22 protein-coding genes, 1 other RNA gene and 1 pseudogene are annotated in these 26,485 nt (G+C 75.1%); 12 read left to right on the top strand and 12 right to left on the bottom strand.

Features of this window, described 5'->3' with window-relative positions; all coding sequences use genetic code 11:
* Positions 1-276 precede the first annotated feature (276 nt).
* The 6 genes from SCA03_RS13340 to SCA03_RS13315 all read right to left on the bottom strand — a co-directional run bounded on the left by SCA03_RS13340 (position 277) and on the right by SCA03_RS13315 (position 6,087).
* The gene (locus tag SCA03_RS13340) at positions 277-1,158 is read right to left on the bottom strand and encodes an NADP-dependent oxidoreductase (protein ID WP_169729666.1); all 882 of its coding nucleotides are present in this window, start codon (positions 1,156-1,158) and stop codon (positions 277-279) included.
* 147 nt (positions 1,159-1,305) lie between these two features.
* Positions 1,306-1,701 carry a MerR family transcriptional regulator gene (locus SCA03_RS13335; protein WP_086816913.1) on the bottom strand — a complete coding sequence of 132 codons (396 nt, stop codon included), beginning with the start codon at positions 1,699-1,701 and terminating at the stop codon, positions 1,306-1,308.
* 457 nt (positions 1,702-2,158) lie between these two features.
* An RNA gene (gene rnpB, locus SCA03_RS13330) (RNase P RNA component class A) lies at positions 2,159-2,560 on the bottom strand.
* Between the two features lie 94 nt (positions 2,561-2,654).
* The gene (locus tag SCA03_RS13325) at positions 2,655-3,797 is read right to left on the bottom strand and encodes a lactate 2-monooxygenase (protein ID WP_086816917.1); all 1,143 of its coding nucleotides are present in this window, start codon (positions 3,795-3,797) and stop codon (positions 2,655-2,657) included.
* A 476-nt stretch (positions 3,798-4,273) separates the two neighbouring features.
* Positions 4,274-5,218 (bottom strand): PhzF family phenazine biosynthesis protein, encoded by a 945-nt coding sequence (locus SCA03_RS13320; RefSeq protein WP_086816915.1) that lies wholly within the window; start codon positions 5,216-5,218, stop codon positions 4,274-4,276.
* A gap of 77 nt (positions 5,219-5,295) precedes the next feature.
* Entirely contained in the window at positions 5,296-6,087 is a 792-nt protein-coding gene (locus tag SCA03_RS13315) for an SDR family oxidoreductase (RefSeq protein ID WP_051856394.1), read from the bottom strand.
* 155 nt (positions 6,088-6,242) lie between these two features.
* Between SCA03_RS13315 and SCA03_RS13310 the strand changes: the two genes are divergently transcribed.
* The 3 genes from SCA03_RS13310 (at position 6,243) to SCA03_RS13300 (ending at position 10,044) form a co-directional block, all read left to right on the top strand.
* Positions 6,243-7,625, top strand: coding sequence for a multidrug effflux MFS transporter (locus SCA03_RS13310; protein ID WP_170297912.1), 1,383 nt, complete (start codon positions 6,243-6,245; stop codon positions 7,623-7,625).
* Positions 7,607-8,779 carry a serine hydrolase domain-containing protein gene (locus SCA03_RS13305; RefSeq protein ID WP_086818332.1) on the top strand — a complete coding sequence of 391 codons (1,173 nt, stop codon included), beginning with the start codon at positions 7,607-7,609 and terminating at the stop codon, positions 8,777-8,779. Before SCA03_RS13310 ends, SCA03_RS13305 begins: the two co-directional genes overlap by 19 nt.
* A 218-nt stretch (positions 8,780-8,997) precedes the next feature.
* On the top strand, positions 8,998-10,044 hold the full coding sequence (locus SCA03_RS13300; RefSeq protein ID WP_086818334.1) for a small ribosomal subunit Rsm22 family protein: 1,047 nt from the start codon (positions 8,998-9,000) through the stop codon (positions 10,042-10,044).
* Between the two features lie 115 nt (positions 10,045-10,159).
* Here the strand turns inward: SCA03_RS13300 and ddaH are convergent, their stop codons facing one another.
* On the bottom strand, positions 10,160-10,966 hold the full coding sequence (gene ddaH / locus SCA03_RS13295; RefSeq protein ID WP_371863929.1) for a dimethylargininase: 807 nt from the start codon (positions 10,964-10,966) through the stop codon (positions 10,160-10,162).
* A gap of 183 nt (positions 10,967-11,149) precedes the next feature.
* Positions 11,150-11,362: a DUF6243 family protein gene (locus SCA03_RS13290; RefSeq protein WP_086818331.1), complete on the bottom strand. Its 213-nt coding sequence runs from the start codon at positions 11,360-11,362 to the stop codon at positions 11,150-11,152.
* Between the two features lie 188 nt (positions 11,363-11,550).
* On the opposite strand from SCA03_RS13290, the gene SCA03_RS13285 reads away from it, so the two are divergent.
* A complete protein-coding gene (locus tag SCA03_RS13285) occupies positions 11,551-12,186 on the top strand; it encodes a TetR/AcrR family transcriptional regulator (RefSeq protein ID WP_030880067.1) in 636 nt (211 codons plus the stop codon).
* A 338-nt stretch (positions 12,187-12,524) separates the two neighbouring features.
* The gene (locus tag SCA03_RS13280) at positions 12,525-13,334 is read left to right on the top strand and encodes a bifunctional DNA primase/polymerase (protein ID WP_030880064.1); all 810 of its coding nucleotides are present in this window, start codon (positions 12,525-12,527) and stop codon (positions 13,332-13,334) included.
* A 42-nt stretch (positions 13,335-13,376) separates the two neighbouring features.
* Here SCA03_RS13280 and SCA03_RS13275 read toward each other — a convergent pair whose 3' ends face one another.
* The 4 genes from SCA03_RS13275 to SCA03_RS13260 all read right to left on the bottom strand — a co-directional run bounded on the left by SCA03_RS13275 (position 13,377) and on the right by SCA03_RS13260 (position 17,514).
* Positions 13,377-14,321: an SCO2278 family lipoprotein gene (locus tag SCA03_RS13275; protein ID WP_308697788.1), complete on the bottom strand. Its 945-nt coding sequence runs from the start codon at positions 14,319-14,321 to the stop codon at positions 13,377-13,379.
* A 102-nt stretch (positions 14,322-14,423) separates the two neighbouring features.
* A complete protein-coding gene (locus SCA03_RS13270; RefSeq protein ID WP_086818330.1) occupies positions 14,424-15,311 on the bottom strand; it encodes a heme ABC transporter ATP-binding protein in 888 nt (295 codons plus the stop codon).
* Complete coding sequence (locus SCA03_RS13265; protein ID WP_086818329.1) at positions 15,308-16,465, bottom strand: FecCD family ABC transporter permease; 1,158 nt, start codon at positions 16,463-16,465, stop codon at positions 15,308-15,310. Before SCA03_RS13265 ends, SCA03_RS13270 begins: the two co-directional genes overlap by 4 nt.
* Positions 16,462-17,514, bottom strand: a complete 1,053-nt coding sequence (locus SCA03_RS13260) for a heme/hemin ABC transporter substrate-binding protein (protein ID WP_141275388.1) — start codon at positions 17,512-17,514, stop codon at positions 16,462-16,464. Before SCA03_RS13260 ends, SCA03_RS13265 begins: the two co-directional genes overlap by 4 nt.
* A 184-nt stretch (positions 17,515-17,698) precedes the next feature.
* Between SCA03_RS13260 and SCA03_RS13255 the strand changes: the two genes are divergently transcribed.
* The 7 genes and pseudogenes from SCA03_RS13255 to SCA03_RS36145 all read left to right on the top strand — a co-directional run.
* Complete coding sequence (locus SCA03_RS13255; protein WP_230988634.1) at positions 17,699-19,573, top strand: HtaA domain-containing protein; 1,875 nt, start codon at positions 17,699-17,701, stop codon at positions 19,571-19,573.
* Between the two features lie 56 nt (positions 19,574-19,629).
* Positions 19,630-21,336: an HtaA domain-containing protein gene (locus SCA03_RS13250; RefSeq protein ID WP_107429145.1), complete on the top strand. Its 1,707-nt coding sequence runs from the start codon at positions 19,630-19,632 to the stop codon at positions 21,334-21,336.
* 346 nt (positions 21,337-21,682) lie between these two features.
* Positions 21,683-22,291 (top strand): ATP-binding cassette domain-containing protein, encoded by a 609-nt coding sequence (locus SCA03_RS13245; protein WP_170298288.1) that lies wholly within the window; start codon positions 21,683-21,685, stop codon positions 22,289-22,291.
* Positions 22,288-23,187 carry an ABC transporter permease gene (locus tag SCA03_RS13240; RefSeq protein WP_141275387.1) on the top strand — a complete coding sequence of 300 codons (900 nt, stop codon included), beginning with the start codon at positions 22,288-22,290 and terminating at the stop codon, positions 23,185-23,187. The genes SCA03_RS13245 and SCA03_RS13240 overlap by 4 nt, the downstream gene beginning before the upstream one ends.
* Positions 23,188-23,198: 11 nt before the next feature.
* Positions 23,199-25,064, top strand: a complete 1,866-nt coding sequence (uppS, locus tag SCA03_RS13235) for a polyprenyl diphosphate synthase (protein WP_141275386.1) — start codon at positions 23,199-23,201, stop codon at positions 25,062-25,064.
* 80 nt (positions 25,065-25,144) lie between these two features.
* On the top strand, positions 25,145-25,939 hold the full coding sequence (locus SCA03_RS13230; RefSeq protein ID WP_030893018.1) for an SDR family NAD(P)-dependent oxidoreductase: 795 nt from the start codon (positions 25,145-25,147) through the stop codon (positions 25,937-25,939).
* Between the two features lie 83 nt (positions 25,940-26,022).
* A pseudogene (locus SCA03_RS36145) lies at positions 26,023-26,364 on the top strand (MerR family transcriptional regulator); the annotation flags it as partial.
* Between the last annotated feature and the right edge of the window lie 121 nt (positions 26,365-26,485).

The raw sequence follows: 26,485 nt of genomic DNA, 5'->3' as shown, positions 1-26,485 counted from the left end.
CCGCACCCGTCCCCGGCGGCGGGCGGTCCCGTGCGGGAGCGTGCACGGCTGTCGGGGCGGTGAGGGGCGGACGAGACGCGCGAATCGACGGGGCCACTCGTTCATTCCCCGTAAGGCGGCCGGGGGTTGAGGCAGCCCGGCGCGAGCTGCGCTGAAGACGGCGCACGCCGGACCAAGTCGACGTACGCCTGAACGCGCTCAGTCGATGGTGCGCTGACCAGGGGATCTCGTCGGTCCGCAAGGGACGGTCGCCGGCGTCGGACGGCCGGGCACTTCTCATGCCACCTTGATGACGACCTTGCCCGAGGTGTGGCCGTTCTCGACGGTGGCGAGGGCGGCCGGGGCGTCGGAGAGCGGATGGACTGCGGTGATGACGGGTGCGAGTTGTCCGTCGAGGGCCAGCCGGGCCGACCGCTCCAGGTTCTCGCGGTCGACGTGACGCTCGACGAAACGCCCACCGAGATCGTGCACGGACATATCGCCCACGGCGATGACGTTGCGGGGGTCCCGGGCCAGCGGAGCGACTGTCCGCAGCGAGGGGCCTCCGGCCAGGTCGACGATTCCGTCGAAGCCGTCCGGAACCAGCTCGCGTGCCGCGGCGGAGACGTCCTCGGCGGTGTAGTCGATGAACCGCACCCCGACGGCCTCGGCGTGCTCGCGTTTGGCGGTACTTCCGGTGCCGATCACACGCAGCTCGCGCCCGATGGCCAGCCGGGCCACGGTGCGGCCGACCCCGCCCCCGACTCCGTTGACCAGGATCGTGGCACCGGCCGGGAGGCCGAGCTGGTCGAGCACGTCCACCGCGGTCGTCCCGGCTACCGGCAGCGTTGCCGCCACGGTCGCGGACAGGCCCTCCGGGATGCGCGCGGTGTTCGGCGCGGACAGCACCGTCGTCTCGGCGTAGGTGCCGCCACCGGTGAGTGCGAAGCCGAAGACCGCGTCACCCACATCGAGCCCGTCGACGTCCTCGCCCCGGGCGAGAACGGTTCCGGCTGCCTCCATGCCCAGCACGCGGGGAAACGGACGCCCGCCGTCGAGCCCGTCGACCAGACCCGAGCGCAGAAAGTGGTCGAGGGGATTCACGCCGGCGACGTCGACCTGGATCAGCACCTCGCCGCGACCGGGGACGGGATCGGGACGATCGAAGAACTCTTGCACCTCGGGCCCGCCATACCTGCCGAACCCCCACACCTGCCCCATCTTCCGCCGCCTCTCGTATGACCGACCCGGTGATTCCGGCGTTGGCGCCATCCTCACCTTTGACATTGATGTGAGGGGCAACCGGCTGAGACGCAGCTCACAGCATCAGGTCGACTGCGCCACCGCTTCCGAGGCCGTGGACAGCTCAGCCCGGTGCCGACTGTTGGCCCGGATCAGCACGTCGAGTGCATCCCGGGTCTCGACCAGGTGCGCGATGTCGGCGTCGATCCGGTCGCGCTCGCGCATCATCGCCGCGAACGTCTCCTCGGCGACGCCGAGATCACCTGGGACGTCCACACACGGCAGCACAGTCGCGATCACCCTGCTGGACATACCCGCGTCGAACAACTGTCGAATGAGTGACACGCGTTGGACCGCAGCATCGGAATAGTGGCGCTGCCCCGCGTCGGAGCGTGAACTGGTCAGCAGACCCTGCTCTTCGTAGTACCGCAGCGAGCGCGGACTCACGCCCGTACGCCTGGACAACTCGCCTATCCGCATCCTGGAGAGCCTACGCCCGCGTGGTCTCTGCGGGCTTCAGTCTGCGGTCTCATGCGGCGATACGACGATGAGGTCGTACGTCGCAAGATGTTGGGGTATCGCCGTGGCGGGGTGTGCCAAGTCGCGGCAGGGGGCTGGCACCTGAGGGGCTCTCACCCGGTGCGGGGGACAGTGCAGCACGGCGCGGCATGAGCGCTGGCGGGCTCGTCGTGCGTTGGTTCGGCGTGCACGGATCCTGCGAGCTCACGATGGCCGAGTCGTCCGGAGGTCGCGCCCGGCCCTTTCCGTCAGGGCTGGAGGCCGGAGTCCGGCTGGGACTTTTCAGGGACTTTCAGCTCTGTCCGAGGGGACTCGGGAGGGACTTTCGAGCCGTATGAAGCGGCAACGCTCTGAAAGCCGGGGAAGAGTCTCTGTTGCTGGTCAGAGGTCGTTTTCAGGGTGAAGCCCCGGGTGGGGGCGGACGAGTCGGCCTGTAGGCCGGGTTCTGTCTCCCCGGGCTGTGCCGGGGGAGGCGGCCATCCATCTGGGACCGGTGTTGCCACCGGCCTCGTGCGGTCTACCCGCGGACTCGGGCGGGCCGCCCTCGGACATCCGCGCAGAGCCACGGTGTGGCTCCTCTTGACCTTGCTCCGGATGGGGTTTACCGAGCCGCCCAGGTCACCCTGGGCGCTGGTGGTCTCTTACACCACCGTTTCACCCTTACCGGGAAGCGTCCTGGGACGTCTCCCGGCGGTCTGCTTTCTGTGGCACTTTCCCGCGGGTCACCCCGGGTGGGTGTTACCCACCATCCTGCCCTGTGGAGCCCGGACCTTCCTCGACGGAGGTGCGTGCACCCCGCCGCGGCCGCCCGGCCGGCTCGTCCGCCGTTCCGCCAGTCTACCCGCGGTCGGGACGGCGGTGGCCGGCGGGCGGTGGAGGGGACGGGCGGACGGTCCGGGGCGCGGGGTGCCGGGTCAGGGGTGTTCCCACAGGTCGTCGGGGCCCAGCTCGGCGGGGCTGCGGTGGCCCGTCAGGCCCAGGGTGAGGTCGAGCTCGGCGAGCAGGCTGCGCAGGACGTGCCGGACGCCCGCCTCACCGGCGTGCGCGAGCCCGTAGGCGTAGGGGCGGCCGAGGAGCACGGCGCGGGCGCCCAGGGCCAGCGCCTTGAGCACGTCGGAACCGGTGCGTACGCCGGAGTCGAAGAGGACCTCCGTCCGGGAGCCGGCGCGGTCGAGGGCCTCGACGACGCGGGGCAGGGCGTCCAGGGAGGCCACCGCCCCGTCGACCTGGCGGCCGCCGTGGTTGGAGACGACGATGCCGTCCATGCCGGCCTCGGCCGCGCGGAGGGCGTCGCCGGGGTGCTGGATGCCCTTGAGGACGATCGGTCCGTCCCAGTGCCGGCGCAGGAACGGCAGCCGGTCCCAGGAGCGGTCGGTTCCGGTGAAGGTCGCCACCCAGCGCAGCACGGCCGCCCGGAGGTCCTCCTCCGGGGAGCGCGCCAGACCGGCGCGGAAGGCCGGGTCGGAGAACGGGATGGCGGTGCCGATGCCGCGGATGAACGGCAGGTACGCCTGGTCCAGGTCCTGCGGCCGCCAGGCCAGGGTCCAGGTGTCGAGGGTGACGACGAGCGTGGAGTACCCGGCGCGGCGGGCGCGGGCCAGGATGCTCGCGCACACCTCGTCGTCGTTCGGCCAGTACAGCTGGAACCAGCGGGGGCCGTCGCCTGCGGCCTCGGCGACCTGTTCGAGGGTGTGCGAGGAGGCCGTCGACAGGATCGTGGGGACGCCGAGGGAGGCGGCCGCGCGGGCCGTGGCCGGTTCGCCGTCGGGGTGGACGATCGACTGGACGCCGATCGGTGCCAGCAGGAGTGGCGCCGGCAGGGTGCTGCCGAGGACGCGGGTGCGCAGATCGCGGTGGGTGGCGTCGGTGAGCATGCGCGGGACGAGCCGTCGGCGGTCGAACGCCTCCCGGTTGGCGCGGTGGGTGGCGCCGGAGCCTGCCGCTCCGGCGACATAGCCGAAGGCACCGGCGTCCAGGTGGGCGCGGGCCGAGGCGCCGAGCGCCGTCGCGTCGGTGGTGAACGGCGGGATCTGTCCCTGGAGCCCGTGCAGATAGATCTCGTTCTGGTAGTCGGCGAACTCGACCGGCGCGGTCTGCCCGGTCTGCTCCGTCGGCCCCGTCGGCTCGGGTGGATTGTGCGGCGCGGACTGCTCGGGCGAGCCCGTCGGCTCTGCCGGACCGTGCGGCTCGCCCGGCCCAGCAGGCCCAGCAGGCCCAGCAGGCCCGGCGGGCACGGTCGGCTCGGCGGGGGCGGTGAACTCGGCTGCGGCGGGCGGCGGTTGGCGGGTTCCGTCCGCGGTGGTTCCGTCCGCGGTGGTCGACGGCTGCTGCGGTTCGTTCACGGCGGCTCCTCGACGACGGCTGCGCACGGGCGGATGTGCGCCGCAGTCTCCTGCCCGGGGGCCGGGAGGGGCCAGACCCCGGACGGCACGCGGTACGTGATCTTCACCTCAGCCGGCCGGGGCCGCGGGGCCGCCGCCCGGCCGCCGGCGGAACGCGTCAGCCGATAGGGGCCGTCAGTCGATACGGGCCGTCAGCCGATACGGGCCGCCGTGCCGGAGACATGGACGCGGGCGTCCCCGGTGCGCAGCTCGACGGTCAGTTCGCCGGGGCGGCCCATGTCCTCCCCCTGGTGCAGCACGAGGCGTGCCGCGGGCGGCACCAGTCCCAGCTCGCGGGCGTAGCCGCCGAACGCCGCGGCCGCCGCGCCCGTCGCCGGGTCCTCGTGGACGCCGCCCACCGGGAACGGGTCGCGGACGTGGAAGACCGTCTCCGACTCCCGCCACACCAGCTGGAGCGTGGTGAGGCCGAGCCGCGTCATGAGGGCCTTCAGCCGCTCCACGTCGTAGTCGAGGGCGGCGAGCCGCTCCCGGGTGCGCACGGCGAGGACCAGATGGTCGACACCGGCGAAGGCGATCCGGGGCGGGATCGCCGGATCCAGCTCGGCCTCGCTCCAGTCGAGTGCTGCCAGCGCCTCGGCCAGATCCGCCCCGGCGACCGGGCGGCTGTGCGGCTCCACGCTGCTGAGTGTCGCCCTCGGCCGCCCGTCTCGGCCCTCGGCGACCTCCACCGGGACGGGGCCCGCCGGGGTATGGAAGAGCAGCGGGCCCGCGCCGTCCCGCTCGGCCAGGGCGACGGCGGTGGCGATCGTGGCGTGGCCGCAGAACGCCACCTCGGCGAGGGGGCTGAAGTACCGCACGGTGTACGTGCGTTCGTCCGGGACGCCGTGCGCGCGGCCCGCGCCTTCGGGTGCGGGTGTGACGAACGCCGTCTCGGAGTAGCCGACAGCGGCGGCGGCGCGGAGCATCGCCGCGTCGTCCAGCCCGGCGGCGTCCGGCACCACACCGGCCGGGTTGCCGCCGTCCGGGTCGGCGGAGAAGGCGGTGTACCGCAGGATCTCGGGAGCCGGAGCCGGAGCCGGAGCCGGAGCCGGAGCCGGAGCCGGAGCCGGAGCCGGGGCGGGTTCGGGTGCGCTCATGCAGGGGCCAACCCCGCGCCCACCCGGTTTTGTTCCGCGGGCGGGGGGCGCAGGGGAGCGCGGCGGAGCGCCCGGGGTCAGCCGCGGCCGATGAACGGCATCTTCGTCGCCAGCACCGTCGCGAACTGGACGTTGGCCTCCAGCGGGAGTTCGGCCATGTGCAGCACGGTGCGCGCGACGTCGGCGGCGTCCATCCGGGGTTCGGCGGCGACGCTGCCGTCGGCCTGCGCGGTGCCCTGGCCCATGCGGGCGGTCATCTCGGTGGCGGCGTTGCCGATGTCGATCTGGCCGCAGGCGATGTCCCAGCGGCGGCCGTCCAGGGAGAGGGACTTGGTCAGCCCCGTCACGGCGTGCTTGGTGGCGGTGTACGCGATCGAGTCGGGGCGGGGCGCGTGTGCGGAGATCGAGCCGTTGTTGATGATCCGCCCGCCGTGCGGCCGTTGCCGCTTCATCAGCCGGAAGGCGCCCTGGGCGCAGAGGAAGGCGCCGGTGAGGTTGGTGTCGACGACGGCGCGCCAGTCCTCGGGGGACAGCTCGTCGACGGGCACAGCGGGCCCGAAGGTGCCGGCGTTGTTGAACAGCAGGTCGAGCCGGCCGTGGCGCTCCTCCACGGCGTCGAACAGCGCGGACACGGCGCCGGGTTCGGTCACGTCCGTCGGTACGCACAGCACGGACGCGGCGCCGCCCGCCAGCGCGGCCGTCTCCCGCAGCGGCTCCTCGCGGCGGCCGGCGAGCACCACCGACCACCCGGCGTCGGCCAGGGTGAGCGCCACGGACCGGCCGATTCCGGATCCGGCCCCCGTCACGGCCGCCACCTTGACGGCGGGGGCGCCTGCCCTCTGCTGCGGTTCCCTCGTGTCCGGCGTCATGCGCGCAGCGTACGCCGGTGGGCGTGCGGGCCCCGGGTGCGGGGCGCCGGGCGCGGGCGGCTGCCGTTCCGCGCAGGTCGTCGCACAAACGTATGGGCCGGGGACGGATCACCTGGAAGAATGTTCATGTAGCTGACAATCTCCTGGAGAGGTGCATGACCAACCCCGGCCCCCGGTATCCGGCCGCGCAACCCGACCCCGTATCCCCTCAGCGGGCCTCCCGGCCCGCGACCGACGCACCGGGCGCCTCCCGCGCCCCCGCCGCCCCGGGCCCCCGCGCCGCGGGACCGCCCGCACCGGGGCGTGAAGCCCCCGGCGGCCGGCCGGAGTTGACCGGGCGCCGCCGCGCCGGACTCCTGCTGACGCTCATCCTGGGCGGGCTGACGGCGCTGCCGCCGCTCTCCCTCGACATGTACCTCCCGGCCCTGCCGGAGGTCAGCGGGGCCCTGCACGTCCCGGCCGCCACCGCCCAGCTCACGCTCACCGCGTGTCTGCTCGGGCTCGCCGTCGGACAGCTCGTCGTCGGGCCGATGAGCGACCGGTTCGGCCGCCGCCGGCCGCTGCTGATCGGCATGGTCTGCTACATCGTCGCCGGGATCGCCTGCGCGTTCGCGCCCTCCGTCGAGACGCTCACCGTCTTCCGGCTCGTCCAGGGACTGGCCGGCGCCGCCGGGGTCGTCATCGCCCGCGCCGTCGTGCGTGACATGTACGACGGGCTGGCCATGGCCCGCTTCTTCTCCACGCTGATGCTGATATCCGGCGTCGCACCCGTCCTCGCGCCGGTGCTGGGCGGGCAGGTGCTGCGCTTCACCGACTGGCGCGGGGTCTTTCTGATCCTCGCCGCCATCGGCCTGCTGCTCGTCCTCGTCGTCCTGCGCAAGCTGCCCGAGACGCTGCCGGCTGACGAGCGGCACAGCGGCGGGCTGGCCGACGCGCTGCGCACCATGCGCGGACTGCTCGCCGACCGGGTGTTCGCCGGCTATCTGATCGCGGGCAGCTTCGCGTTCGCCGCGCTCTTCAGTTACGTCGCGGCCTCGCCCTTCGTGGTCCAGGAGATCTACGGGGCCTCGCCGCAGACCTTCAGCCTGCTGTTCATGGTCAACTCCATCGGCCTGGTCGCATTCGGGCAGCTCAACGGCAAGGTGCTGGTGGGCCGGGTCCCGCTGGACCGGGTGCTGGGCTTCGGGCTGAGCATGTCCGGCGCCGCCGCCGTCGCACTGCTGCTGATGACCAGCGGGGTGTTCGGTCATGTCGGCCTGGTGCCGCTCGCCGTCGGGCTGTGTGTGCTGATGTCCGGCATGGGCCTGACCATGCCCAACGCCAACTCGCAGGCGCTGATGCGCACTCCGCACGCCGCCGGTTCGGCCTCCGCGCTGCTGGGCACCTCCCAGTTCCTCGTCGGCGCCGTCGCCTCCCCGCTGGTCGGGGTCGCCGGCGAGCGGACGGCCGTGCCGATGGCGCTCGTGCAGCTCAGCGCGCTGCTGCTGGCGGCGCTCGCCTTCGTGGGACTCTGCCGGCCATGGCGCGCACGCGACTGAGAACGGTCGACCCCCAGGCCGGGCCCGACCGGCTGCGCCGCTTCCGGGAGCGGGCCGGGCTGGACGCGGACCACCTGGGGGCGCTGACCGAACAGATCGACGCGCTGCCCGGCACCGGCTGGTGCGCGGGCGCCGTCGTGCTGGCGGGGCGCGGCCCGTACGTCGCCGTCGAGCACGCCACCGGGTGGGCACTGCGCTACTCCGCGTGGGACCCGGAGGGCGCACGCGGGGTGGAGCTGCCCCGCGAGGCGTGGCTGCCGATGCGCACCGGCACCGTCTTCGACCTGGCGTCGCTGACGAAGCTGTTCACCGCCGTCGCCGCCGTGCAGCAGATCGAGCGCGGACGCCTGGAGCTGGACGCGCCGATCGTGCTGTACGCCGACCCCTGCGAGGGGCTCGTCCCCGACCACGGGATCACCGTGCGCCAGCTGCTGACCCACACCTCCGGACTCCAGGCCGAACTGCCGCTCCACGCGTACAACACGGCCGAGCACACCGGGCTGCTGTGGCGGGAGAAGCCGCTGACCACGCCGGGCAGCGCCCACCTCTACAGCGACCTCAACCTGCTGCTGCTCGAACGGGTGCTGGAGCGGGTGACGGGCCGGCCGCTGGACGCGCTGGTCCGTGACGGCATCACCAAGCCGCTCGGCATGGAGCACACCCGCTTCACCCCGCCCCGCGCCTGGCGCCCCCGGATCGCGGCGACGGAGGACCAGCGCACCCCCTGGGCCAAGCTCGACCGGGGTCTCGTGCACGGTCGGGTGCACGACGAGAACGCCTACGCCATGTCCGGTGTCGCCGGTCACGCCGGCCTCTTCTCCACGGCACGCGATCTGGCCGTGCTGTGCCGCACCCTGCTGTCCGGCGGCGTCTACGGCCCGGCCCGGATCCTGGCCCGCGAGTCGGTGGGGCTGCTGCTGGATCCGCCGGGGCTGGGCTTCCAGGTCGGGGCCGAATGGTTCATGGGAGAGCTGTCCGGCACCGCGGCGCGGGCCGCCGGGCACACCGGCTTCACCGGGACGAGCCTCGTCCTCGATCCGGAGACCGACACCTTCCTCGTCCTGCTCGCCAACACCGTCCACCCGGTGCGCCGCCCCGCCGACAACCGTCCCCGCGCGGAGGCGGCCACCCGGCTGGCCCGGGCCGTTCGGTAGGGAACCGGGCCCCCGCCGCCGGGCGACCGGGCCGCCGACGGCTGCGGCGGGGGCGGGGGCGTACGGTGCCGCCGACCGCCGACCGCCGACCGCCGACCGCCGACCGCCGACCGCCGACCGCCGACCGCCGACCGCCGACCGCCGACCTTCGGCCTCCGGCTCCGACCTCCGGCCTCCGACCGGGCCGGACCGCCGGGGCCGGTCCGTACACTTTCCGGGTGATCGAGCAAGAACTGCGGGACGCGCTCGCGGCCCTCGTCGACGGGCTGCCGGCGCGGCAGGCGACCGCCGCCGTCGAGCGGCTGATCGGGCACTACCGCGGGCGGACGCCCACCGGGGCGCCGGTCCTGCGCAACCGTGCCGACGTCGTCGCCTACGCCGCCTACCGCATGCCCGCCACCTTCGCCGCGGCCTGCGACGCGCTGGCCGGGCTGGCCGCCCGGGCCCCGGGCTGGCGCCCGGACAGCCATCTGGACTTCGGCGGCGGCACCGGAGCCGTCACCTGGGCCGCCGCGCGGGTGTGGGACGGCCCCCGGGCGACGACCGTCCTGGACTGGGCGGCCCCGGCGCTCGACCTCGGCCGCGAACTGGCGGCCGGCTCGACCGCACCGGCGCTGCGCACGGCCCGCTGGCAGCGCGGCTCGCTGCGGGAAGCGGGGGCGGAGAGCGCGCTCGACGCGGCGGGCGCCGCCGGGGCCCGAGCCGGGGCCGCTGCCGGGGCCGCCCTGGTGACCGCCGGCTATGTGCTCGGCGAGCTGGCGGAGGCCGACCGCGCCGCCGTGGTGGAGGCGGCGGCGCGCGCCGCGACCGACGCGGTGGTGCTGATCGAGCCCGGCACCCCGGAGGGGTACGCCCGGATCAGGGCGGCGCGGGACACGCTCGTCGGGGCCGGGCTGCGGGTGCTGGCGCCGTGCCCGCACAGCGACGCCTGCCCGATCGTGCCGGGCCGGGACTGGTGCCACTTCGCCACGCGGGTCGCCCGCTCGTCCCTGCACCGCCGGGTCAAGGGCGGTGAACTCGCCCACGAGGACGAGAAGTTCAGCTATGTCGCCGCCGTGCGCTCCCATGTCGCCGGCGGCCCCGCCCCCTCCCGCGTCGTGCGCAGGCCCCAGCTGCGCAAGGGGCAGGTCCTGCTCGACCTGTGCACGCCGGACGCCGCCGTACCCGCGCGACGCACCGTCACCAAGCGGCACGGCGCCCACTACCGCGCGGCCCGGGACACCGACTGGGGCGCCGCCTGGCCCCCGGAGGCGGCGGGGGAGTAGCGGTACCGGCGGGCCGCCCCGGCGCGGGCGCCCTCTCCGTGGTGGGGGGAAAGGCCGGGCCCGGTGCGCACGGGCCCGGCGAACCGGCGCCGGACCCGAGGCCGGCGCCGTCGGGTCAGCTACGGATCTCCGCCGTCACGCACTTGACGCTGCCGCCGCCCTTGAGCAGCTCGGTGAGGTCGACGGGCACGGGCTCGTAGCCGCGGGCGCGCAGCGGGTCGAACAGGCCGGTGGCCGCCTGCGGGAGGAGCACGTGGTGGCCGTCGCTGACGGCGTTGAGGCCGAGGGCGAGGGCGTCGGCCTCCTCGGCGAGCAGGGCGTCGGGGAAGAGCCGGGCGAGGACGGCCCTGCTGCCGGGGGAGAAGGCCGCCGGGTGGTACATGACGTCCTCGCGGTCGGGGTCGAGCACGCACAGGGCCGTGTCGAGGTGGTAGTAGCGCGGGTCGACGAGGTCGAGGCCGAGCACGGGGCGGCCGAAGTACTCCTGGGCCTCGCCGTGCGAGAGCGGGCTGCTGCGGAAGCCGCGTCCGGCCAGGACCCAGCGTGCGGTGACGGCGAAGTCGCCCTCGCCTTCGTTGATGTGTTCGGGGGTGGCGACGTCGGTGAAGCCGTGTGCGCGGTACCAGTCGCGATGTGCGGCGGCCTCGCCGGAGCGCTCGGGATGGGCGAACCGGGCGCCGAGCACCCGGCCGTCGATGACGGTGGCCCCGTTGGCCGCGTACACCATGTCGGGCAGTTCCCGTACCGGGTCGAGGAGTTCGACGGTGTGGCCCAGGGAGCGGTAGCGGTCGCGCAGATCCTCCCACTGGGCGAGGGCGATGGGCAGATCGACCGGCTTCGCGGGGTCCATCCACGGGTTGATGGAGTAGGTGACCCGGAAGTGCTCCGGCGGGCACATCAGATAGCGGCGGGGTGCATACAACGAAGGCTCCTCACGGTGTCGAAGCGCCGATGTGGTGCGCCCATCGTCCTCCGTGCGGAGCCCGTTCGCTGTGATCCGCGGCGATCCGCCGCAGCCGGATTTCCTTCCGTTCGGCTCTGCCGCGGCGGGAGTTCCTTCCGGAGCCGCCCGCCCCGGCCGGGATTCCTCCCGCCGGGCACGGCGTCAGCCGCTCGACTCCCGGGGCCTTCCGCTCGACTCCCGGGGCTTCCCGCCTGTCTCCCGGAGCTTTCTGAGCAGTTCGCGCTTCTGTGCCTGCGGGTCGGGCCGGCTGCCGGGGCCGTACCCGGGCCCGCCGTCGCCGCGCAGCCCGGCGCGTGACAGGTGTGCGCGGGGTCCGCCGGTGCTGAGCCTGTTGCGTGCGCGTCCCTTGCTCACGGGATCACCTTTCCTTCCGTCCGGGGTGTCGGGGCCGGGGACGGGGGCGCCCCGGTTCGTCGGAGCGCCCCCGGGTCCCCCCGTGGCCGCGGCGAGACGGTTCGTCTCGCCACTCCTCCAGAGTCCACGGGGTGGTACGCCGTGTCAAGACGGTTCGTCTCGTCTCAGCGCGCTGCTAGATTCGGGGCATGTCCACAGAAGCGAACAGGGCGGGAGAAGCGAACAGGGCGGGCAGGGCGCCCGACGCGTCGCGTCGCAGCGAGCGCTCCCGCCGGGCCATCCTCGACGCCAGCATCCAGCTGGTGGGCGAGGTCGGGTACACCAGGCTGACCATCGAGGCCATCGCCTCCCGCGCGGGCGTCGGCAAGCAGACGATCTACCGCTGGTGGCCGTCCAAGGCGGCCGTGCTGCTGGACGCCTTCCTGGACACCCCCACCGGCGAGGCCGAGAGCCTCCCGGACACCGGGGACCTGGCCGCCGACCTCAAGTCCGTCCTGCGCGCCACCGTCGACGAGTTCACCGACCCCGGCTTCGAGGCGCCCTACCGCGCGATCGCCGTCGCCGCGGCCGACGACGCCGAGCTGGCCCGGCAGTTCGCCGAGCGGCTCCAGGAGCCCGGGCTCGCCGTCTACGCCCGGCGGCTGCGCGCCGAGCAGGAGGCCGGCCGGATCGATCCGGACGTCGATGTCCGCCTGGCCGTCGAGCTGCTGCTCGGCCCGGTCCAGCAGCGCTGGCTCAACCGCTCGGGCCCGCTCACCCACGAGTTCACCGACCAGCTGGTCGATCTGACACTGCGCGCCCTGGAGCCCCGCCGTCCCGGGTGACCGCGCTCCGCCCTCCCCGGGCGCCCGGCGTCCCCGGTGTGTCTTCCCTCACGTCCCGGGCGGTCGGTCCGCCGGGCGGCGGCCCGTGCGCGGGACCGCGGAAACCGGCCCGGCCGCCCGTGTCCGCGGGCCACGGGGCCGGTGGAGCCGGGGCGCGGGCCGTGCGGTGTGCGGGAGCGCACACCGGTGGCGGGGCCGACCCCCGTGTACGGGCGCGGCGTGTGGGCAGCGCAGGATAGGGGAGAGTCGTCCGTGATCCGTGGATTCCCGCCTCAGCGTGCCTTCTCGCTGCGTACCCTCGGAATACACAGGACGCCGGTAGCGGAGTGAGGCGGTAGATGGAGAGCGAGAGCAGGATCGCCCAGTGGCTGCGGCGGAAATCCGCGCGCCCGGGCACGGCAGGGGACAACGGAACGCGTCGCCGGGGCGCACGGGGTGGCCGCCAGGGGGCGGCGGAGGCCCGGGCCGCACGCGACAGGGAAACCCTCCTGCTCACCGCCGCCGAGGCCGGCTTCCCGCTCGCTCCCGCCGCGCATCCGTCCGGTTACGGCTGTTCCTGTGTGCGCATCGGCTGCCCCACCCCGGCCCGCCACCCGGTCTCCTTCGCCTGGCAGACGCAGGCGACGACGGACCGCGAGCAGGTGGAGCGCTGGCTGCGCGCCGATCCGCAGGCGAACTTCATCACCGCGACCGGCCGCTCCCACGACGTGCTGGACGTGCCCGCCGAGGCGGGCCGGGCGGCGCTGGCCCGGCTGGAGGAGGCCGAGCGCACGGCCGACCCGGAGGGCGAGCCCGTCCTCGGCCCGGTCGCGCTCTCCGGTGACGGCCGGATGCTCTTCTTCACCGCGACCCGCGGCACCCCGGACGACGAGGACGAGTGGTGGCCCTGCGAGCTGGACTGCCATCCCGAGACGATGGACGAGCATCCCGGCCTGCGCTGGCACTGCCGCGGCAGCTATGTCCTCGTCCCCCCGGCGCGGCTGCCCGGCGAGGGCCCCGACGACGACATCCGGTGGCTGCGCGAGCCGCGGCCCGGTGCGCCGCTGCCCGAACCGCTGATCCTGCTGGAGACGCTGACGGACGCCTGCGCCGAGTACGCCGTCTCCGTCGAGGGCTCCGACGAGCCGGCGCCCTGGCCGGTGCGCTGAGCGGGGTGCGCCGAGCGGCGGCTCCCGGCCGGGAGCGGGCGATCAGTCCCCGCGGGCTTCCGTCAGCCCCTCGATACGGCTGAGGAAACGGATCTTCCCGTTGTCCTTGGCCGCGGGCACGGTGACGGCCTGCGCGGAGACGCGGACGAAGGTCACCGAGTGCTTCGGCTTCCCGGTCATCAGCGCCTTCACCAGCGGCTCCTTGATCTGCGGCGTGTAGCCCCGGGGCAGCGTCTGCTTGTGGTGGTGGTGCGAGGCGAAGAACACCAGCGCGCCGCCGTCCCGGGTGCGCAGCCCGAACGGGGAGAACTGCGGGGGCTGGGCCTCCTGGTCCGCGTACTCGTTGCGGACGCTCTTGCGCGCCATCTGCTTCTCGCGCTTCTCGCGCTGGGCGCTGGTGTGCGGCCCGGCGGCGAAGTCGTCGCCCCCGCCGTCCTGGAGGTACCGGGTGTACGCCCGGCTCAGCCTGCCGGGCGGCACCGTCAGCCGCGCCCCGCCGCCGGTGGGCACGGCCCGGACGTGGCCGTCCTTGTCGCGGGCGAACTCCGGTACGGCGTCGGGCTGGAGGACCGACAGATAGGCGGCCCGCCAGGGCGCGTTCGCCCGGTCGCGCTGGAAGACGAAGAACCAGCGCCCGCTGCCCTTGCGGTTGGAGCGGGAGTCGGTGACGAAGAACTTCGGCCAGCCCGCCTGTTCCGGTATCAGATAGCGGGTGTCCGTCAGCTCCAGCCGGTGGTAGTCGGGGTTGCCCTGGGGCCGGACCTGTTTGCGTGCCTTCAGCCCGGCCTGGTCGATCGCCCCGAGCGCGCCGGTCTCGATCTCGGCGTTGAGGTCGGTGTCGTAGACGGTGTTGGCCCGGTTGTTCTTCTCGACGAACGTCTTCAGGACCTTCGCCGCCTCGCCCTTGCTCACCGCGGGCACCACGGCGTTCTCCCCGTGCACCGTCATACAGCCGGTGAGCGACACCAGCAGCGCTCCCGATGCCACCGCCGCGGCGCACGGCCTCCGCAGGCTCCTGGGGCGTGTCCTGCGCGGAGCCCTCAACCCCTTCACCTTTTCCACCCTCCCCGGTGCTGTCGCGAACGCACCCTATCCTGCGCGGGATCCGCGGCGTCCGCCGGATTCGCCGCTGCCGCCGGAGGTGGGCCGCCCGCGCTCCGGAAGCACCAGCGGGGCGCCGGTGCGCGGATGCGGCAGGACCTCGACGGGGCAGCCGTAGACGCCGGTGAGCACCTCGCCGTCCAGCACCCGGTCCGGACGTCCGAGTGCCGTGAGCCGGCCGTCCGTCAGCAGGGCGATGCGGTCGGCGTACGCCGCGGCCTGGCCCAGGTCGTGCAGGACGACGGCGACGGCGTCGCCCGCGGCGGCCCGCTCCCGGCACACGGCCAGGGCCGCCTCCTGGTGGCGCAGATCGAGCGCGGCCGTCGGCTCGTCCAGCAGCAGCACGCCGGTGCGCTGCGCCAGGACGCGGGCCAGGGCGACCCGGGCGCGCTCCCCGCCGGAGAGCGCGGAGAAGGGGCGGCCGGCGAACGCGGTGACCTCGGTCGCGGCCATCGCCTCGGCGACGGCCGTCTCGTCCTCGTCCTCGTGCGAGGTGCCGGCCCAGGGCGCGCGGCCCATCCGGACGACCTCGGCCACGGTGAACGGGAACGCCGGCGCCGACGACTGCGGCAACACCGCCCTGCGGACGGCCAGTTGGCGTGCGCTCAGCGTGCCGGCGGGGACGCCCGCGAGCCGCACGGAGCCCTCGCCCGGCGGCACGTCGGCGGCCAGCGCGCCCAACAGCGTGGACTTCCCCGCCCCGTTGGGCCCCACCAGCGCGAGCACCTCGCCCGCCGCGAGGGCCAGATCCACCCCGTCGAGGACGGTGCGCCCGGCCCGCCGCACCCGCACACCCCGCGCCTCGGCCGCGGTCGACCCGGCCGGGACGCGGACCGGCGCCGCACCGGCCGCCGCTCTTCCCCGGCGCCCGATCATGCCCAACCGCCCTGGCGCCGGCGCGTCCTGCGCAACAGCCAGAAGAAGAACGGGCTGCCCAGCAGGGCCGTCAGCACGCCCAGCGGCAGCTCGGCCGGCTGGGCCACCGTCCGCGCCGCCAGATCGGCGCCGACCAGCACCACCGCGCCGCCCAGCGCGCTGCCCGGCACCAGGAACCGGTGCCCGGGACCGGCGGCCATCCGCAGCAGATGCGGCACGAGCAGACCGACGAAGGTGATGACCCCGGCGACCGCGACGGCCGCCGCCGTCAGCAGCGCGACGACGAGGATCAGCCCCAGGCGCAGCCGTTCGACGTCCACGCCCAGGTGCCGGGCCGGGCGTTCGCCCAGCGCCAGCAGGTCGAGCCGCCGTGCGAAGAACGGCGCGGCCAGCAGTCCCGCCAGCGCGCAGGGCAGTACCGCGAGCACCTTGGGCCAGGTGGCCTGGGCCAGCGAGCCGAGCTGCCAGAATGTGATCTGGGTGAGCTGCGCGTTGTCGGCGAAGAACACCGACAGGCCGATGAGGGCGCCGGCGAACGCGTTCACGGCGATGCCGGTGAGGATCAGCGTCACCACTTCCGTCCGCCCGCCGGAGCGGGCCAGCACGTACACCAGCAGCACCGTCACGAGCCCGGCGGCGAAGGCGCAGCCGGACACCGTCCAGGTGCCGAGGAAACCCAGGCCGAACGCGATCGAGACGACGGCGCCGACCGCGGCGCCGGACGAGATGCCGATGACGCCCGGCTCGGCGAGCGGATTGCCGAACACGCCCTGGGTGAGCGCGCCCGCGCAGCCCAGCGAGCCGCCGACGAGCAGCCCCAGGACGACCCGGGGCAGCCGGACGTTCCACAGCACGCTCTCCGGTACCCGCTCCAGCGCCGCGCCGCCCACCCCGGCCCGGTGCGCGAGCGAGCCGAGCACGTCCCCGACGGGTATCCCGTACGCCCCCGTCCCCGCGGACACCAGCACCAGCACGACGAGCACCCCCGCGAGCCCCGCGCCCAGCACGAGGGCGACGCCCCGGCGGGTACGGGGCACGGGGGCGGACCCGCCCGACTCCGGCTCCGAGCGCGGGAGTTCGCCCGGGTCCGGTTCCGGGCCCGGGCGGTCGTCCGGTGCGTCCGGCCGTGCGGTGTGCCGGGCCGGGGTGGTCATCGGTGGTCTCCGGTGTGCAGGCGCCGGGCGAGGTCGCGCAGTACCTCGTCGGTGCGCGGGCCGTAGTTGAGCAGGACACCGTCGTCGATGGCGACCACGCGCCGGTGCTGTCCCGCGGGGGTCTCGGCGACCCCGGGCAGCTTCAGCAGCCCGTCGACGCCGTCCACCGACTCCAGCCCCTTGGTCATGACGAGGAGGACATCCGGCGCGGCCTCGGCGAGCGCCTCGCTGGTGAGCGGGGTGAAGTCCTTCGTCAGCCCGGACTCCTTGCCGGCGTCCACCCCGCCTGCCGCCTCGATCAGCGAGGAGGCCCCGGAGCGGGCGCCGCCCAGCAGATACACGGAGGCGGAGCCGCGGACGTAGAGGAAGGCGACGCGGGGCCGCCTGCCGCCGGCCGGGATCTCGTCGCGCGCGTCCGCGATGCGCTGGTCGGTCCTGGTCACCAGGCGCTCGCCCGCCTCGTCGACGCCGAGCGTATGGGCGACGGCCGTGATCCGCCTGTCCACGTCGGACAGTTCGCGCGCCGGACCGAGGACGACGACCGGGACGCCGGCGTCGCGGATCTGGTCGAGCGCCTCGGCGGGTCCGGTCGTGCGTTCGGCGAGGACCACGGTCGGCTTCAGGGACAGCACGCTCTCGGCGGAGACGTCGTGCGCCCTGGTGACCACGGGCAGCTTGCGGGCCTGCGCGAACGTGGTGGTGATGTCGCGCGCGACGACGTGCCCGCCGAGCCCGAGCGTGTGGACGATCTCGGAGAGCGAGCCGCTGAGCGGGACGATCCGCCGGGCGCTGCGCACCGTCACCGTGCCGCCGTCGGCGGTCGCGGCTCGTACCGGCAGCTCGGGTTCGGGCGCAGGCCCGGTGAGCGGTTCCACGCGGTCGGCCCGCTCCGACTGCTGCGCCGGGCCGGAACCGGAACCGGCGCCGGACTCCTGGCCCGGGCCCGTACCGGAGCCGCCGACCGTGCAGCCGGTCAGGGCGAGCACCGAGGCGAGCACCAGGGCGAGCGCGCTGGTGAACGCCCCCGGGAGGCGGGGTCGTTGATGCACGGTTGAGGGCCTTTCGCGAGGAATGCCGGAGCCGGGGTTCCGAGTGCGTGACGGATAGCTTAGGTTAGCCTTACCTTACTGGCTAGCCCGGCGGACCTCGGCCGGGCCCGCCGACTGTCTGCCCCTGGAGGGCCCGATGCGTCCCCGAACCCGGCGCGGTCCACGCTTCCGGCGTCCCCGTGCCGTGACACCCCTCGTCGCGCTGCCGCTGCTCGCCGGCCTCGCCCTGCCCGCCCTGCCCACCCCGGCCACCGCCGTCCCCGCCGCACCGCCCGGCTCCGCACGGGCCGCCGCGCCCGCGGCACCCGCCGCGCAGGACGGACAACGGACCGTCTCCGGCGGCCGGTTGGACTGGGGCGTGAAGTCCTCCTTCCAGAGCTACGTCACCGGGCCCGTCGCCAAGGGCCGTTGGACACTGCTCGACGGCGCGGCCACCAGCGGCGAGAGCACCTTCCGCTTCCACTCGGCGCACGGGCGCTACGACCCCGGCAAGGGCAGCCTCGACGCCTCCTTCTCCGGCGGCGTCCGCTTCACCGGTCACCGACAGGCCGACGGCTCCGCCCGGTTGGACCTGACCCTGGCCAACCCCGCCGTCCGGGTCACCGGCGGCTCCGGGACGCTCTTCGCGGACATCCGCAGCAAGGCCAGGTCCAGCGGTGAGGTCACCACCCGCACCCGGGTGCCGTTCGCCTCGCTCGACCTGTCCGGCGTGCACATGCGCGGCGGCAGCTCGCCGATCGCGCTCACCCGGGTACCGGCCGAACTCACCGCGCAGGGCGCCGAATCCTTCGCCGGCTACTACCGGGCCGGCACCCCGCTCGACCCCGTCGGCCTCTCCGTCGACCTGAAGCCGGCCGGCCAGGGGGCGGGCGACGGCACGGACACCGCGGACGGCCGCGGTGCGCGGCCGGACAGCTCGCGGACCCCGGGCCGCTCCCACGGCCACGACGGCCCGGGTGTCCACGACATCCACGACGCCGCCGTGGACTGGGGGATACGCCGTACCTTCCGCGAGTACGTCACCGGCTCGGTGGCCCGTGGCCGCTGGCGGCTGTCCGACGGCGCCCGGGACGGCGGCGCGCTCTTCCGCTTCCCCGCGGGCGAGGGCGAGTACGACGCCCGGCGGCACACGCTCACGGCCCGCTTCTCCGGCGCCGTCCACTTCCGTGGCGAGCGGCTCGATCTCCGGCTCGCCGCCTTCTCCGTCCGGATCGAGGACGGCACCGGCACCCTTACCGCCGAGGTGACCCGCGAGGGCCGCACCCGGCACCGGCAGCGACTGGTCACGTTCCGGGCCTCCGACAAGGAACTGGAGCCGGACGACGACGGTCTGATCGCCCTCGACGAGGTCCCCGCCGCGCTGACCCGCCAGGGCGCCGCCGCCTTCGACGGCATGTACGCCGAGGGCGCCACGATGGACCCCGTCTCCCTCGCCGTCGCGCTCGACGACGACGCCCGGCTCCCGCCGCTGCCCGACCTCGGCAGCGGTGCGGACCCCCGCGCCGACTCCTCGCACGCCCCCGGCAGGACCGTAGCGTCGTCCTCCGCTTCCGCCTCCTCGTTCCCGTGGCTCGCCGGCGCCGCCGCGGCAGCCGCCCTCCTCGCCGCCGCCGCCTTCACCCTCCACCGCAGCCGCAGCCGCAGCCGCAGCCGCCGCCGGGCCCCTGCCTCGGCACCCTCCGGGGAGGGCTCGACGGAGGGCAGCGCGGGGCACGGCAGCGCGGCGAAGGACGCCTCGGCCCCGGCCGTCTCGGCGAAGGGCGCTCCGGCGGGGGATGCTCCGGCCCCGGCCGCCCCGGCGAACGAGGACCCGGTGGCTGGCGCTTCGGCCCCGGATGCCGCCCTCGCGTCGGACGCCGCGACCTCGTGCGACGGCCCCGTGCAGGGCGCTCCGGCGGAGGGCGGCTCCCCGGCGGGAGACGCCTCGGCCCCGGCCGCCCCGGCGAAGGGCGGGCCCGTGCCGGACGGTCCGGCCTCCGACGCCGGTGCCCCGGGCCGCCCGTCCGACGCCCGTCCGACGAGGACACCACCGGCGGGCCGTGACCCGGGCCGCCCGTGACCCCGGCCGCACGCGACGCGGCCGCACCCATCCACCCCCAGGGAGAGACACCACCGATGACCGCCAACACCCGTCCCCCGTCGGCCCGTTCACGCCGCGCCCCCGCGTTCGCGCTCGCCGCGGCCACCGCGACCGTGCTCGGCGTCACCGCCTCCGCGCTGCCCGCCGTGGCTGCGGCCCCCGCGCCCGCCGCCGCGTCCACGGCCGCCCGCGCCGCGACCGTCCCGCTCACGGACGGCACCCTGGACTGGGGCATCAAGAAATCCTTCCGCGACTATCTGACCGGACCGATCGCGGACGGCTCCCTCACCCCTGCCGGCGGCGCCCGCACGAACGCCGACGGCAGCTTCCGCTTCGTCTCCGGTGAGGGCGACTACGACACGGCGACCCATGCGGTCTCCGCCGCGTTCCGGGGCAGCGTCCATCTCTACGGCCACCACGGCGCTCTCGACATCGCCCTCTCCGGCTTCCGGCTGGAGACGCGGGGCAGCACGGGCACGCTCCGGGCCGACGTCCGCACCGGCACCGGCGAGGACGGCACGGGCGAGCCCGAGCGGACGACGAAGGACGTGGCGCTCGCCGCTCTCGACCTGTCGGGGGTGAAGCCGGACAGCGGCGGCGGCAAGCTGACGTTCGCGGACATCCCCGCCACGCTCACCGCCGACGGCGCCGAGGCGTTCCAGGGCTACTACAAGAAGGGCGAGGAACTCGACCCGGTCACCCTCGCCGTGACGCCGGGCGGCGGCGCGGACAGCGGCGGCTCCGGCGGGTCCCCCGGCGGCGCGTCCGCGGGAGGCCCGTCCTCGGCCGGTGGCACCTCCACGGGCGGCACCGGAGGGACGGGCGGCACGAGCGGCGGCGCGAACGCCTCCGGCGGCACGGGCACGTCCCCCGGCGCCGACGGCCCGGAACCCGCCTCCGGTGCCCGTTCCGGCTCCGCCTCCGGCGCGGAGGCCGACACGAAGGACGAGACCGGGAGGAAGGACGGGAGCGACCGGGGCACGGTCGTCGACGGCACGCTCGACTGGGGCGTGAAGCGGACCTTCCGCGACTATGTGACGGGTCCGATAGCCGACGGCACGATCACCACCAGCGGCGGTGCGCAGGCCACGGGGTCCGGCTACCGCTTCGGGCAGGGCAGCGGCACGGTGACCGGCGACGGCCTCGACGCGGGCTTCCAGGGCGGCGTCCGCTTCCGCGGCCACAAGGAGGGCGGCTCCTACAGCCTCGATCTGACCTTCTCCGGCCTCAAGGTGACGGCGAAGGGCACCAAGGGCAGCCTCGTCGCCGACGTCCGCGCCAAGGACCGCTCCTCGGGCGAGGTCACCACGAGCAAGGGCGTCACGGTCGCCTCCCTGAAGCTGGCCGGCGGAGCGCTGGAGCCGAAGAACGACATCGTCTCCGTCGAGAAGGCGCCCGCCACGCTCACCGCTGCCGGCGCGAAGGCGTTCGGCGGCTTCTACCAGGCCGGTGACGCGCTCGATCCGGTCACCGTCGCCGTCTCCCTGGACGAGAACGCCCAACTCCCCGGTGGTGGCGAGCAGTCGGGCTCCGGCTCGGACGGCGGCGCCGGCGCCGTGGCGGACCCGGCCGGTGGCGCGGGCAGCGTCGGCGGCACGGGCGGCGGCGGAGCCCTGGCCTCCACGGGCACGGGCGCACCGTCCGGCGTGCTGCTGGCCGGCGCCGCCGGGCTGGTGGCGCTCGGCGGCACGGCCGTCCACCTCGCACGCCGCCGCAACACCCGGCGCAGCGCCACCAGTTGATCCCCCCCTCGTTCGCGCCGCGCGCGCCCTCCGTCGCGCGGCCCCGGACCGCCGTGCCCGCCGCCCTCAGCCCGGCGGGCACGGCTCTCTCCCCCCTCCGGAAACAGCGCACCTGCCCGGCGGGTACGGCTCTCCCGCCTCCGGCGACGGTGAACGAACACCCCGGCCCGCCCCGGACCCGCCGACGACGCCCGGGGTTCGGTGTGTCCGGACGCCGTGTCCCCGACCAGCCGCGGTCGTTACGTCATGCGGTCACGGTCGGTCCGGTGCGCGGGGGAGACGCGGGGAATGCCCGGGAGCACGCGGGGACGCCCGGTGACGTACGGGCCAGGTGGGGGAGGCGTACGTGGAAGTCAGGGGTGTGCACCATGCCTACCGGCGGCGTGCGGTCCTGCGGGGGATCGATCTGCGGCTCAGGGCAGGCACCCTGTGCGGGATCGTGGGGGAGAACGGCGCCGGCAAGTCCACGCTGCTGAAGGTGGTCTCGGGTGAACTGCGGCCCACGCGCGGCACGGTCCGGCACACCGGCCGGTTCGGCTACTGCCCGCAGCACGCCGTCCTCAACGACGCCCTGACCGTCCGGCAGCACCTGTCGTTCTTCCGGACGGCCTACCGCCTGGCCGATGTGCGGTACGCCGAGGAGGTCATGGAGGTACTGGGCTTCACCGGGTACGCCGAGGAGCGGGCCGGTGTGCTCAGCGGCGGTACGCGGCAGAAGCTGAACGTGACGCTGGCGCTCATGCACGATCCGCAGGTCCTGCTGCTGGACGAGCCGTACCAGGGGTTCGACTGGGACACCTATCAGCGGTTCTGGGACCTGGCCGTGCGGCTGCGGAACGCGGGGCGTTCGGTCCTCGTCGTCTCTCATCTCGCGTACGACACCGCACGCCTGGACGAGCTGTGGCGCCTGGACGGCGGGCTGCTCCGCCCCGACGAGGCGGGGGCCGGCGCATGAGCTTCCGCACGGCCCACTTCACGGTCGCCACCCGCTTCGCGCTGATCGAGCACGGGCGCAACCGGTTCGCCATGGTCCTGGTGGCCCTGTTCGTCCCGGTGTGGACGACCCTGGCGTATCTGGCGATGCCCGACGACCCGGCCCGGATGCGGCTGCGCGCCACCGGCGAGACGCTGGCCCCGCACGGCAACGAACTGACCGAGATCAGCGGCGCGCTCAACGCCGTCACACTGATCACCGGTTTCATGATGTTCGCCGCCACCTTCTCCGGCAGCGGCTTCGACCGCAGGCTGGCGCTGGCCGGCTATCCCCGCGTCCCCCTCGTCCTGGCCAAGGTCACCGCACTGGCGCTGGTGTCCGCGGTGGTCGCCGGCTACGCCACCGCGGTCACCTGTCTGGCCTGGACACCTCGCCAACCGCTGCTGCTCGCCGCCGCGTTGTTCTGCGCCGGACTCACCTACGGGGCGCTCGGTGTCGGCTTCGGCTCGCTGCTGCGCCGCGAGGTCGAGGGCATGTTCGCCATCGTGATGACCAGCATCATCGATCTCGCGCTCCAGAACCCCGTCACCAGTTCCGGGGCCGACGCCCCCGTCGTGCGCTATCTGCCCTCCTACGGGGCGATGCAGGCCAGCACGGCGGCCGGGTTCTCCAGCAGCCCGGTGCCGGGCCATCTGGCCGTCCAGCTCGCCTGGTTCGCGGCGGCAGCGCTGGTCGCGGTGGCGGGTTTCCGCCGCAGCACCCGCAGTTCCCTGTCGTCGGGCGCGCCCGCCCCGCCGCCCCGGCAGGAAGGCGGCACCGTCGGCCTTCCCGCGCCCCGCCGTTCTGCCGCGTCCTCACCGACGCCCCCTCCCACGCCCACGACCCCGCCCACGGTGTCCGACACGGAAGCAGACTGAGGTCCCGGCCCATGCGCCCCTCATCACAGCCCACCCCGGCAGACCGCGACGCGGCCCCGCGAGCGCGCCGGGGCCGGTTCCCCGCGCGGTCCCGCACCGGTGAGGACCCGGCCCTGCGGGCCGCCTACCGGCTGTGCCGGCGCACCACACGGCGGCACGACCCCGCGATCCACGCCCTCGTCCAGCTGATGCCGGCCGTGCTCCGTCCGGCCGGATGGGCCCTGTGGGCGGCCGCGAACGCCGTGGACGACCTGGCCGACGGGCCGGACGCGGACGCGGCCGGGCGTGCCGCCCGCGTCGCGGCCTGGACGGAGGCGTTCCGGGGCGACCTGGCGGCCGGCACGAGCACGGACCCGGTCCGGCACGCGCTGGTGGACACCGCCCTGCGATGGCGGCTGGATCTGTCGGGGCTGCGCGGCGCCATGGCCGCCACCCGGGACGACACCCGCGGCCGGCACTTCGCCGACTGGGCGGAGTGGCGGGCCTGGTGCACCGAGGAGATCGCGCCCTGGGTCGACCAGGTCCGCCATCTGTTCGAGCAGGCCGGGGCGCCGATGACGCCGAGGCTGGACCGGCAGCACGACTACCGGCGGTTCATCGACGGTGCCCAGCTCACCGACGTCCTCACCGACCTCGGCGCCGACCTCGCCGAGGGCCGTCTCCTCCTGCCGCGCGAGGCCCTGGACGCCTGCCCCGGCGCGGAGGACGCTCTCCGGCAGGGACGCTGGAGCCCGGCCGCGGCAGCCCTGGTCGGCACCGTGACCGACCTGGCCCGCCGCTGGGTGACCAGGCCCGCGCTGACGAGAGGCATGCACCCGGGCGCCGCCACGGTGCTCGACACGTCGGCCCGCCTGCTGCGCGCCCAGCTCGACGCCGTCGACGCGGCCGGCCCCGCCCTGCTGGAGCGCGCCCCGCGCCCGTCCCTCCCGACCCGCGTACGCATCCTCGCCCCCGCCCGTCTCCGCGCCCGGCTCGCATGGAGCCTGACGCCCCTGACCGTCCCGGCCGCGCCGCCCGCGCCGCCCGTGCCCCGGCGCACCCCGGCGACCGCGCGCGCCCCGGAGCCGGCAGCCGAGGACACCGCCCTGCGGACCCCGCCACCGCACCCGGAGGGGGCCCGGCCCCCGCGGATCGCCGCCGACCGGATGCCCGCGCATGTGGCGATCATCATGGACGGCAACGGCCGTTGGGCCGAACAGCGCGGTCTGCCCCGCTCCGCAGGCCACCGCGCCGGCAACGTCGCCGCGCGCGAGATGGTCTACGGCGCGCTGGAGATCGGCCTGCGCCATCTGACGCTCTACGCGTTCTCCACCGAGAACTGGCAGCGCGACACCGAGGAGATCGCCGCGGTCCTCGAAGCGACCCGGCGCGAACTCGACGAAGGCCCCGTCCGCGATCTCGACGTGCGTCAGCGCTGGTCCGGCAACCCGGGAAAACTGCCCGAAGAACTCGTCCGGTCCCTGCTGCGCGAGGAGCGCCGCACCCGCGCCCGCACCGGGCTGACCCTCACCGTGTGCCTCAACTACGGCGGCCGCGACGAGATCACCCGGACCGCGGCGGCCCTCGCCCGGGCGGCCCGCGCGGGCGACGTGGACCCCGACCTCATCGGCGAGGACGACTTCGCCCGCCATCTGCCCCACCCCGACATGCCGGACGTCGATCTGCTGTGGCGCACCGGCGACGAGCAGCGCACCTCCAACTTCCTTCCCTGGCAGGCCACCTACGCCGAGCTGTACTTCACCCCCGGCCACTGGCCCGACGCCGACCGGCGCGACCTGTGGCAGGCGATCACCGCATACGGCCGCCGCCGACGCCGCCACGGCGCCGCGCCCCTCGTCTCCCCGCGGAAACCGGCCGTTCCGACCCGCCCGGAGTGACGCCGCGGAGCCGGCGGAAACGGGCGGCGGGGCCGCGGGACTTGACCTTCACGCCGGCGTCAAGGTCCGACGATGCCCGCATGGACGCCAACACCGACCCCACGCCGCGGGAGCACCGGACCCCGGCCCCGCGCACCGTCGTCGTCACCGGAGCGGGCACCGGCATCGGCCGTGCCACGGCGCGTGCGTTCGCCGCGGACGGCGCGCACGTCGTCGCCGTCGGCCGCAGGCCCGGCCCACTGCGGGAGACGGCGGCCGAGCCGGGCTGCGGCGCCATCGTCCCGCTCACCGCCGACCTCACCGGCCCGCAGGCCCCCGAACGCGTCGTCGCGGCGGCGCTGGAGGCCACCGGCCGACTGGACGTGCTGGTCAACAACGCGGGCATCGTGCTGAACGAGCGGCTGGCCGAGCTGACCCCGGAACGGATCGGGACCCAGCTGTCGACCAACCTCACCGCGCCCGTCCTGCTCACCCGGGCCGCGCTGCCCGCGCTCCGCCGGGCGCCGTCCGGCGGGGTCGTCGTCAACGTGAGCACGTCCATCGGCCAGCGGGCCTGGCCGGGCAACTCGCTGTACGCGGCGACGAAGGCGGCACTCGAACTGCTCACCCGCAGCTGGGCGGTGGACTTCGCGCCCGACGGTGTGCGCGTCGTCGCGGTCGCGCCCGGCGCGGTGGACACCCCGATCGGCGAGCACAGCGGTCTCGGCCCGCGGCAGCGGGAGGCCGTCCGCGCATGGCAGCTCGCCCACACCCCGCTGGGCCGGGTGGGCCGCCCCGCCGAGGTGGCCTGGGCGATCCGCCAACTCTCCGCGCCGGAGGCGTCGTTCATCACCGGGGTCGTGCTGCCCGTCGACGGGGGAGCGGTGGTCGCGTGATACGACTGTCCGGCGCACCGGCCGGGTGCCCCGCGGCCGGGGCGCCGGGTACCAGGAGCGCGGGGCACGAGGCGGTGACGGCGGTGCGGATCGGTGAACCGGCCCGCAGGACGGGCGTGTCGACGCGGGCGCTGCGCCACTACGAGCAGGCCGGACTGCTGGCCCCGGCCCGCGCGGACAACGGCTACCGCGTCTACGACGAGGACGCCGGGATACGGGTGCGCAACATCCGGTATCTGCTGGACGCCGGGCTCACCCTTGAGGACGTCGCCTTCTTCCTGCCGTGCCTGGACGGCGACGTCGCCGCCGCGCCGCCCTCGGCCGCCGGTCTGCGCGTCGCTCGGGACCGGCTCGCAGCCATGGAGGCACGCATCGCCGCCCGGACCGCGGTGCGCGACCGGCTGCGGGCCGCACTCCGGTCCGCCTCGGCCCATGAGGAGACCTCGGCCCATGAGGAGACCTCGGTCCACGAGGAGACCTCGGCCCATGAGGAGACCTCGGTCCACGAGGAGACCTCGGTCCACGAGGAGACCTCGGTCCACGAGG

This window comes from Streptomyces cacaoi, from assembly GCF_006539165.1.
GTDB lineage: Bacteria > Actinomycetota > Actinomycetes > Streptomycetales > Streptomycetaceae > Streptomyces > Streptomyces cacaoi.
The sequence above is the reverse complement of the archived record's forward strand: the minus strand, read 5'-3'. Positions and strand labels throughout refer to the sequence as shown.